The organism is Halobacillus seohaensis (assembly GCF_042663045.1).
Classification (GTDB): Bacteria; Bacillota; Bacilli; order Bacillales; family Halobacillaceae; genus Halobacillus_A; species Halobacillus_A seohaensis.
Genome location: NZ_JBHSZV010000004.1, coordinates 464272 through 471488, shown reverse-complemented (window position 1 = coordinate 471488; position 7217 = coordinate 464272). Strand labels below are relative to the sequence as shown.

General features: G+C 36.1%; 11 protein-coding genes. 9 read left to right on the top strand and 2 right to left on the bottom strand.

Annotated features, from left to right (window positions below; genetic code table 11):
• The 7 genes from ACFQIC_RS02770 to ACFQIC_RS02740 form a co-directional block, all read left to right on the top strand.
• The coding region (locus tag ACFQIC_RS02770; protein ID WP_390216925.1) for a helix-turn-helix domain-containing protein at positions 1-295 on the top strand (295 nt) is incomplete at its 5' end.
• A 10-nt stretch (positions 296-305) separates the two neighbouring features.
• Positions 306-680, top strand: coding sequence for a RidA family protein (locus ACFQIC_RS02765; protein WP_204707052.1), 375 nt, complete (start codon positions 306-308; stop codon positions 678-680).
• A gap of 67 nt (positions 681-747) precedes the next feature.
• Positions 748-1851, top strand: a complete 1104-nt coding sequence (locus tag ACFQIC_RS02760; RefSeq protein ID WP_204707050.1) for a threonine synthase — start codon at positions 748-750, stop codon at positions 1849-1851.
• Between the two features lie 445 nt (positions 1852-2296).
• Complete coding sequence (locus ACFQIC_RS02755; RefSeq protein WP_204707048.1) at positions 2297-2614, top strand: hypothetical protein; 318 nt, start codon at positions 2297-2299, stop codon at positions 2612-2614.
• Between the two features lie 718 nt (positions 2615-3332).
• A complete protein-coding gene (locus ACFQIC_RS02750; protein WP_204707046.1) occupies positions 3333-3485 on the top strand; it encodes an XtrA/YqaO family protein in 153 nt (50 codons plus the stop codon).
• The gene (locus ACFQIC_RS02745; RefSeq protein ID WP_204707044.1) at positions 3482-3751 is read left to right on the top strand and encodes a hypothetical protein; all 270 of its coding nucleotides are present in this window, start codon (positions 3482-3484) and stop codon (positions 3749-3751) included. Before ACFQIC_RS02750 ends, ACFQIC_RS02745 begins: the two co-directional genes overlap by 4 nt.
• Before the next feature lie 62 nt (positions 3752-3813).
• Positions 3814-4125, top strand: a complete 312-nt coding sequence (locus ACFQIC_RS02740; protein WP_204707042.1) for a hypothetical protein — start codon at positions 3814-3816, stop codon at positions 4123-4125.
• An 87-nt stretch (positions 4126-4212) separates the two neighbouring features.
• Here the strand turns inward: ACFQIC_RS02740 and ACFQIC_RS02735 are convergent, their stop codons facing one another.
• Positions 4213-4470, bottom strand: a complete 258-nt coding sequence (locus ACFQIC_RS02735) for a DUF3006 domain-containing protein (RefSeq protein ID WP_204707040.1) — start codon at positions 4468-4470, stop codon at positions 4213-4215.
• Positions 4471-4480: 10 nt separating this feature from the next.
• The gene (locus ACFQIC_RS02730) at positions 4481-6106 is read right to left on the bottom strand and encodes an S-layer homology domain-containing protein (protein WP_204707038.1); all 1626 of its coding nucleotides are present in this window, start codon (positions 6104-6106) and stop codon (positions 4481-4483) included.
• Between the two features lie 232 nt (positions 6107-6338).
• On the opposite strand from ACFQIC_RS02730, the gene ACFQIC_RS02725 reads away from it, so the two are divergent.
• Positions 6339-6509, top strand: a complete 171-nt coding sequence (locus ACFQIC_RS02725; RefSeq protein ID WP_204707036.1) for a hypothetical protein — start codon at positions 6339-6341, stop codon at positions 6507-6509.
• 125 nt (positions 6510-6634) lie between these two features.
• Positions 6635-7213, top strand: a complete 579-nt coding sequence (locus ACFQIC_RS02720) for a sigma-70 family RNA polymerase sigma factor (protein WP_204707032.1) — start codon at positions 6635-6637, stop codon at positions 7211-7213.
• Positions 7214-7217: the final 4 nt, after the last annotated feature.

The following is a 7217-nucleotide window of genomic DNA, read 5'->3' as shown; positions in this document are numbered from 1 at the left end:
AAAGTTAATGAATACCTTCTTTCCAACACCAGATGTAGTGGAAGAAAAAGAAGAGGAACCAAGCCCTGAGGTTGAAAATGTGGAAGAAATCGTTGATGGACTGATCCATCAAATTATTCAAAATAGTGCTCATCCCGCTATGAAACGTCATGAAAAGATTGAATTGATTCAATTTATGGATGAAAAAGGTATTTTTTCTATGAAAGGATCTATCGATAAGGTTGCGGATTTATTAGGCATTTCTAAGGTAACCGTATACAGTTATTTAGATGAAATCAAAAGTAAATCAAGTTAAGGAGAAAAAAATGAAAAGTATTTTTGAAGTAGAAAACCTAAAATCAAATGGCCATTATGCACTAGCTACTATTCATGATCACACCGTTTATATTTCAGGGCAATTTGCCATTGATCCAGAAACTCGCGAAAGGAAATTTGGTGCTATTGAAGACGAGACATCACAAGCACTTAAAAATGTGGAAATGATTGTAGAAGCAGCTGGAAGCAAAAAAGAACATATATTACGTATAAACTTATATATTCCTGATGTGAAACTATGGGATAGGGTAGACGAAGTTTATAAAGAATTTTTCGGAGAACATAAACCGGCTCGTACGGTCATACCAACAAATAAATTACATTTTGGATTTAAAATAGAAATTGATGCAATCGCGTATATATAAAATTTTTTTGGAGCGAGCATATAAAATATTATATTATATATAAAAATATCTAAGGGGTTGATGAAGGATGGAACAATATGTTTGTAATTATTGTGGAAAAAAGCATGCTATTACGCCCGTTATATGGAAATGTACGTGTGGCGGTGTATTAAATTTGATAAAAGATACTCCTAAAATAAATGTGGCATCCTGGCCCCGCTATCCTAACTCATTATGGCGTTACTTAGAAACCATGCCATTCGAAAAAGAATCAAAGACATGGAAATCCATAACAATGGGAGAAGGTCAAACACCTTTAATTGTACTAGATACTCTTGAACCAAATACGTATGTAAAAGTTGATTATATGATGCCTACTTTATCCTTTAAAGACAGAGGAGCTGCAGTTTTAATGACGAAGGCGAAAGAATTGGGGGTCTCAAAAGTTATTGCGGATAGTAGTGGGAATGCTGGGACTGCCATTGCAGCCTACGCTGCACGTTGCAATATTGCTTGCGACATTTATTTAAGTGATGAAACGTCTCCAAAAAAAATTGCTCAAGTAAAAGCTCATGGTGCCACGATCAAGCAAATTCAGGGGTCACGAGCAGATATTGCAGAAGCTGCCCAACAAGCGATAAAAGAAGAAGAAGTTTTTTACGCAAGTCATGTGTATAATCCTTACTTTTATGAAGGAACGAAAACGTATGCCTACGAAATTTACGAGGAGTTGAATGGTGCGCTCGATACATTAATTATTCCTGTTGGTAACGGTACGCTTCTACTAGGTGCATTCTATGGGTTTAAAGAGTTATTTGCCAATGGATTAATCGATAAAATGCCGAAAATTATTGCCATACAAGCAGTAAACTGTTCCCCGCTAGTAGAGGCTTTCAACAATGGGGATTTATCAGCCCAGCCTGTTATGAATAAAGGCACTTTAGCAGAAGGGATAGCTATAGCAGCACCAGCGCGTTCCCCGCAAATTTTAGAAGCTGTACGCGAAACTAATGGTGATTTTATAACTATTGAAGAAGATGAAATTCTGAGTGCCCGCGCGAAACTTAGTGATAAAGGTTTTTATGTTGAAGTGACAACAGCCGCAAACTATGCTGGCTATTTAAAATATAAGAAAGAACCAGAAGAAAAAATAATCGTACCTCTTTGTGGCGCAGGAATTAAATCAAAATAAGTACTTTCATATCCAAGGAAAAGTATTGTAGATCTAATGTGGTTAACCAGACATTACTGCCCCATTTTTATTTGTCTTCTTCTTTATTAATCATTAAGAAGGTTGATTTATTAGTGTTTTGTTATAGTTTTTCGTGGCAATCATCCCCACTCCAACAGCCTTCTAAGCTGTGGGTCTTTTTTTACTTAGTAGTATTATCACTTTTATGGCCTCAACTGTTCCATAATTTCAGGTATAATCGTATCACAAAGCCCTTATATAAGGGCTTTTAATGGCTCGCAACTTGTCATCTAAGAAAAGACGAGAGTTGCAATCCATCGGGGTAAAGTGAAGAGGTTAAGTTTGAAGTAGGGGAAGAATCTATTAATTTAAACATCTTTTATTCGGTTAGTTTATTAAGAAACGGTAGACTTGTTATTTTTCTTCAAAAAGGAGAATTGGACAGTTGAGATTATTTGGGATTTATCTAGGTTCAGTGCGATTGAATATTTCAGGGTATTACTCCATTAGACCAAACAATACTATTCTTATAGAGCCTGTTAATCAAGAAAAAGGAATGGGAGAGATGTTATTGAGTCTAAATATGAAGCAAGATTATTACTTGAAAGTGAAACTATTGACCACGAGCATGAAAAACTCTAAAACCCTTAATGGTCCTTATCTATTGCGTGAATTACATGGTTTAATAGTCCTTGACAAAGTAGAGAGTATTGAAGAAATAAGAAAAGAAACGGTAGTAAGCCGTACCGCGGCTGATTCCTAACTTTTTGGCAATCGTTGTTTTATAAAGACTTGCTCCATGTACTGTTGAATTTTAATAAGGAAGTTTGATAAAAAAGTGTTCAATGTGTATCTGATTTTCTTTTTGAAGATAATCATTATTCATATTAAACAATTCCATTTATTTAGTATTTTTATTTATAATGGAGATATAAATACAATTTTTTATGTTGTAGTCCGATTATGAAGTGCAATGAGAAAAGCCGAAGCAAGTAATGCTCCGACAATTGAGACAGGATAGTGGACTAGCCTCCAGGGAGTTCAACAAAATGGTTAAACAGGCTAGTCCCGTTAATCATTATGTACGGATAAAATGTATTTAAACATCAAAAAATCCGAAGCATAAGCTCCGGTAACGTGAGATGAATGTTAAGTATTTAGAGCTATCCAGCACAAAGGGGAATCTTATAGCTCTCTGACTATTGTATGGGAACTTTTTAGGAAGTATTCAAACTATTTGAAGGGTTTAATGGGACGAACTTGATTGGAGGAATAGAACTAGCTGCGGGGAGATGTAGCAAATATGGAAAACAGCTAGTCCTGTTTATTATTATGTGCTATCGATAACAGCTTTAAACATAAAAAAAGCCAAGAGCAAGGCCCTCGACTAATTTCCCTAACACTATTTTAACATAGGGGTCCTACTCAATGCGATTGAATCAAGTACAGATGAAATTGATAATGGAAAACTTAGCTTAGAAATGGATCTACCAGAAGGTGATTCCCCGTTCTGTGTCGTATATTGTAACGGAAAGGCAAAAATAACCACTTTACCTGAGCATGGAGAGACGAAAGTAATTACGCATCAGGGGAAGGTGAAGAGGGTGAAGTTTGATGAGAGGGAAGATTTTTGAATGGCAACCTAATTGAATTGTATCTAAGAGTATATGAATCATATACTAGTTTTTTTACAATAGTATCATTTGAGGCATTATTAACTATATTTGCGGGGGGAGCAGCAACCTTAGGGGGCGCTTATATTGGTGCAAAAAAAGCTGGAGAAAAGTCAGTAGAAGCTGTAAATAAGCAGATTGAATATGACAACAAACTTAGAAAGAGAGAAGAATATGAACATCATCTAAAAAGGTTGCAAATTTTACTTGATGTAACCGTAAAATAGAGTTCGCTTTAAAGGATTTGATGGGTAGCATCGATGATGATATGGAAAACGGAGTCCTAGTAATGTCACAAGAAAGACATAATAATATCAAGGCGTTAACGAGAGCTGTGAGAGAATACAACATTAAAAGTAAAGAAATACCTGTAATGAGTTTACCATTGGGATTAGGGCAACAGTATTCTAACTTGCATTTATTAATTATTGAATTGGAAGAAATGTTAAATAACCAAACATTTAAGACTTTGAATAAAGAGGAGTATCATAAAAGGATACGATCAAGACTAAATTGGCATGAAACGAATTTTAGAGGCTATCACAAAATGTTGGAGCAAAAATATGGTTTGTATGCAGAAAAGATAAATGAACTTTTTTAGTATTTGTTCTACTGGCTAACCAGAGGGCACGAATTAAGAGCAAAAGCTCTTGGTTTGTGTTCTTTTTAAATAGAAAAAGAGAGGAACCTAGTCCCCCTCTTCAGTGTTATTCTTTCTTTTTATCTTTTCCAGTAGGTTATCAGCAGTAGTTTTTCTATTTTTTGTTTCCTCTGCAAGAACTTCATACCGGAAATTTCCATTTTTGGTATATTTTCTAACAATATCGCCTTCTTGAAGTTCATCGGGAAAATATTCCTTAGACAATTCTTTTTGAATACTTTCGTCGCCCTTTTTTAACAAGATGACAAGATTACCTTCAAATCGGTCAACCGTATACTTGTTCATGATTTCACTCCTATAAAGTGATGTCTGGTCTCATTTCTTCAATAGTGGCAGGTCCAATGTAGCTTACGTTATCAAGTTCCTCAATGGTTTGAAATGGGCCGTTAGCATTACGGTAGTCAATAATATTTTGAGCGATGGTTGTACCTACACCAGTAATTAGCTGAAGTGTTTCATAGTCAGCTGTATTTACGTTTACAGGATAGTCTGACTCAGGTTCTTCTGGTTCAGGCTCTGGTTCTGGATCTGTAGTATTCCCACAATTATCTTCTCCCATAAACGGATCTGCATCTACATTATAACTCGTTCCGTTAGATGTGACCGAGATTGTTCCGTGATCACAAGTTGAATAGAGATCAGCACCTGCGTTCCATAAACGGTTAACTACCGTAGATTCAGGATGTCCATAACTATTTTCGCCATACGATAAGATACCTACTTCAGGATTAACGGCATCTACAAAAGCGGAAGAAGAAGAATTACTTGCTCCATGGTGACCAAGCTTTAAGATCTCAGCTTCAACATCATAATTTTGTAGCATTTCCTGTTCATTATCTACTGAAGCATCTCCAGTTAACATGAAATCAATCTCATTGTGAGAAACTTTTAGAACAATGGAAGATTCATTGTTATCGCTTGAGCTATTCTTACTATTTAGTACCTTAATATCTAAAAGATTATCAAAATTTAATGTCTCTCCAGCCGTGGCTTCTGCAAATGGAATATTCTTTTGGTCAATTAGTTGTAAATACTCCAGGTACGTATCAGTGGTGTGGGTTTTACCGCTGTCTAATACTTTGTTAACTTTCACTTGTTCAAGAACATCGATCAATCCACCAATATGGTCTGCGTCAGGGTGAGTGGCAACCACCAAGTCAATTGAATCAATATTAGCTTGTTTCAAATAGCTGACCACTTCTTCACCAGCAGATTTGCGGCCTCCATCAATGAGAATCGTTTTACCAGAAGGAGATTCTATGAGAGTGCTATCTCCTTGGCCAACATTTATGAAGTGGACTTCTAAGTCATCTTGAGAACGGAATTCAGGCTCAATAGTTGCTCCTAAAACCTTGGAAAATTCAGCTCTTGTAATATCGTTATTAGGTAAGAAATTTCCGTCAGGCATTCCGTTTATTATGTTCTGAGAGCTTAAGTCCATAATGCTTTCTGTAGCCCATGAGATGTTCTGAGCATCAGGTAGTTCACTAGCTGACCCTGTTCTTTCGACATCATAAGCTCTGTCGATCATTACGGCTGCTTCAGCTCGGCTTATGTAGGATTTAGGTTGAAAGGTATCTTCACTATAGCCATTTATAATTTCTTTATCATACGCTATTGCAACAGCTTCCGTATAATATTTACCCTCAGGTACGTCACTGAAAGGATTGTCTTGGTTAGAAGTTTCATTAGGATAAAGATCTCTAACGATCATAGTCGCAACCTGACCTCGAGTAACTTTATCTTTAGGACCGAATCGCCCGTCTCCATAACCATCTATAATATTATTTTTGCCCAGATATTCAATCTCGGGTTTAGCCCAGGAGACTCCACTTAGATCGTTAAAGTTTTCTGAGGCATTAACACTTGAAACTGGTAAGACAACAAACAACGCTAAAATTAATGAGAGTAATTTTTTCATCTTTTTCCTCCTTATAATGTATTATTGTTAATTATAGTATATAATGATTAATTTTTGGTAGAAAAATGGAAAGTAATTATGGTAGTGAAGAAAAATTTAGTATAATACTAAGTAGATTGATAGATTAGTTATCTTTAATTCTATATAGTTCTACTGGCTAACCAGAGGACACGAATTAAGAGCAAAAGCTCTTGGTTTGTGTCCTTTTTTATTACCTAAAAGGAGTGATTCAATGATTGGTCTATTTATCTATATTGTGATCGGCGTAGCTTTATGTGCAATCAAAGACGAGCCTGACCATGAAGATCAAGAGAGTGAAACGTTTTATATGTTCTTCTTAATCGCCTTGGTGTTTCTTTGGCCATTGTATCTCCTATGGAAGTTTGTGAAGCGAAATGGCTAGACTGCAGCATTACCGTATGCAGTGGAAAGTATCGAATGAACGAAAAGACAAGCGTACTGGAGTTAGACGTCCAGGTGGGCGTAGTGAATACATGAAGAGTCTGATGGAAGAGGCGAGGTTCAAAGATGAATAAAAAGCAGGTCGAGAATCTAATTTATGAGTATCATTGGCATAGAAAAGAATTAGATCGAATTGGAGAAATCATTTGGGGTGGATACTCCAGAGGTCCGTCATTCGGATTAGTCCAGCAATTCGGAATTGAAGCAACCATGCCCAAAGCGAATACGAATATTAAAAGTGCTGCTGAAATAGATGCTTTAGACGTAAGAGAAAAGCGTTTGTACAAGAGGTGGTTAGAATACCGTGAAAAGGTTCAGGCGATTGAATTAATGGTTGATTTTCTTGAAGAGGAACAACAAAAGATCGTGTTGGATTGCATGATGGAGGGTATGAGTTATCGTTCGATTGCTGATCACCTTAGTATAAACCGGAACAAGATCAGAGAAATGAAGGATGACATGCTATGCCAATTATGCCAAAAATGCCACTTCTTGCATGATTTGTTATTAGAAAAAATTACGGTGAAAAAAGGAGAATATACAGTAACTGTACATAGTGATTTAGATCAGGAAACCGAGTACTCTTATGAAATCAACGGAGTTCCTTTTGAAGGTACACCTGATAATACATTATTAATTAACTGATAAT

What these genes read in the sequence shown, in the direction of transcription:
- ACFQIC_RS02765 (WP_204707052.1), top strand. Translation starts at nt 306, where the DNA reads ATGAAAAGTATTTTTGAAGTAGAAAACCTAAAATCAAATGGCCATTAT.
- ACFQIC_RS02760 (WP_204707050.1), top strand. Translation starts at nt 748, where the DNA reads ATGGAACAATATGTTTGTAATTATTGTGGAAAAAAGCATGCTATTACG.
- ACFQIC_RS02750 (WP_204707046.1), top strand. Translation starts at nt 3,333, where the DNA reads ATGGATCTACCAGAAGGTGATTCCCCGTTCTGTGTCGTATATTGTAAC.
- ACFQIC_RS02740 (WP_204707042.1), top strand. Translation starts at nt 3,814, where the DNA reads ATGTCACAAGAAAGACATAATAATATCAAGGCGTTAACGAGAGCTGTG.
- ACFQIC_RS02735 (WP_204707040.1), bottom strand. Translation starts at nt 4,470, where the DNA reads ATGAACAAGTATACGGTTGACCGATTTGAAGGTAATCTTGTCATCTTG.
- ACFQIC_RS02730 (WP_204707038.1), bottom strand. Translation starts at nt 6,106, where the DNA reads ATGAAAAAATTACTCTCATTAATTTTAGCGTTGTTTGTTGTCTTACCA.
- ACFQIC_RS02725 (WP_204707036.1), top strand. Translation starts at nt 6,339, where the DNA reads ATGATTGGTCTATTTATCTATATTGTGATCGGCGTAGCTTTATGTGCA.
- ACFQIC_RS02720 (WP_204707032.1), top strand. Translation starts at nt 6,635, where the DNA reads ATGAATAAAAAGCAGGTCGAGAATCTAATTTATGAGTATCATTGGCAT.